The organism is Schnuerera sp. (genome assembly GCF_035459645.1).
Classification (GTDB): domain Bacteria; phylum Bacillota; class Clostridia; order Tissierellales; family Tepidimicrobiaceae; genus Schnuerera.
On sequence record NZ_DATHXO010000362.1, the window covers coordinates 1 to 1,791 of the forward strand.

At 30.5% G+C, this 1,791-nt stretch carries 2 protein-coding genes; one reads left to right on the forward strand and one right to left on the reverse strand.

What is annotated here, in order from left to right:
• The coding region (locus tag VK998_RS08440; RefSeq protein ID WP_325227588.1) for a putative manganese transporter at positions 1–1,048 on the reverse strand (1,048 nt) is incomplete at its 3' end.
• Between the two features lie 191 nt (positions 1,049–1,239).
• Here VK998_RS08440 and VK998_RS08445 point away from each other — a divergent pair.
• A partial coding sequence (locus VK998_RS08445) for a tRNA 2-thiocytidine biosynthesis TtcA family protein (RefSeq protein WP_414713591.1) occupies positions 1,240–1,791 on the forward strand: 552 nt, incomplete at its 3' end.

A 1,791-nucleotide genomic window follows, 5' to 3' on the forward strand; every position in this document is an offset into this window, starting at 1 on the left:
ATCCAGGAATAATCCCTAAGAGGGCTCCTAATATTACAGCTGAAAGACCTGTTTTAGATAAAACAGATGTAACTATTGCTTCTCCAGCAGTATAATTACCTGAGCCTAATCCTAGAATGAATAACTCATAAGCTAGGTAAGCTAAAAAGACCCATGTAGCTATAAATGCTGTTTCTTGTGCATTGTGTATTAAAGTTTCCTTTAAATATAAAGCTTTTAATTCAGTTTCTTCGTGAGTATCATCTTGAATGAATTTTTTACCTGCTATCATCATTGCAATTGATAGCCCTGTTCCTATGACTCCCATTATAGTACCTAAATTAGGTATAATCATTTCGTTTAAGTCTACTTGAAACAAATCTAGAATTCCGAATATCAATCCTATACCTATGATTATCCAATATGCAATATATCCATTATGAGTAAACTTATAGCCGATGGTATCTAATTTTTGGTGACCTTTAATAGTATGGTGAAGGATAAGGTCTATTTCATCCCCTTCTTGGTGTCCAATATGGGGTATAGAATCTATATTAGATTCAGGCTTATTAAGCATAACATTTTGTATTGAATGGTCTATATTTTTATGAAAAGACTTTAGTTCTTTTTTACCTCTTCTTTTTTTATTAATATTTTCTAATAAAGGATCTCCGAAATTAAAATAGTCTACTATATATCCTGTTATAATGGCTACTATAAATGAGATAATACTCACTAGAATATATTTCAAAGGCATAACGGACATTAATACAAAAGCAGAATCTCCCATAGTAGCAATTAAAGTTGCTACTATGGTACCAAAACTTACAGTTCCTTTGGGAAATAAAGGAACGACAAATATGGCACCACCGCATCCTGGGGTTAATCCTAAAAGAGAGCCTATAATAGGTTGTGTTTTTTTAGATTCTTCAATTTTTTTTACAAATTTTCCTGAATATTTATAGTCTATATAGCCAAACAATAGTAAAACTGCTCCTACAAATACAGTAACTTGTATAAAAGCATTTTCTGCACTATATATTACTAATCTTAATATTTCTTTTGCCAATTTGATACCTCCTTATGAATAAATATATCCTATATATACCCATATACATTAAAGTTAATAGGAACATTATATTAAAAAACGATATGGAAATCCATATATAGAATGATATAATATTAAAAGATTATGAATTTGGAGTGATTAAATTGACTAAGAAAGAAAACAAACTAGCAGGAACTGGTTGTGAAATTATTGTGCCCACAGAAGATAGAAAGCCTTTGGCTGAAATAGAAAGAAGTATAATAAAAAGGTATAGAAAACATATTTGGGGTAAGTTTGTAAAGGCTATAAAAGAATACGAACTTATACAAGAGGGAGACAAGATTGCAGTAGCTATTTCTGGTGGCAAAGATAGTTTGCTTATGGCTAAGTTATTTCAAGAATTATATCAACATGGAAATTCTGATTTTGAATTAGAGTTTATAGCTATGGATCCAGGATACCATCCTGACGTTAAGGAGCTTTTGATAGAAAATTGTAGGTATTTAAATATTCCAATTCATATTTTTGAGTCAGGAATATTTGAAATAGCCAATAGGATTGCAGAAGATTATCCATGTTATATGTGTGCGAGGATGAGAAGGGGAGCTTTATATGGTAAAGCTCAAGAATTAGGTTGCAATAAATTAGCTTTAGGGCATCATTTTAATGATGTAATAGAAACCACCCTTCTAAACCTTTTATGTTCTGGTAATTTTAAAACTATGCTACCAAAATTAAAATCTAAAAACTATGAAGGTATAGAG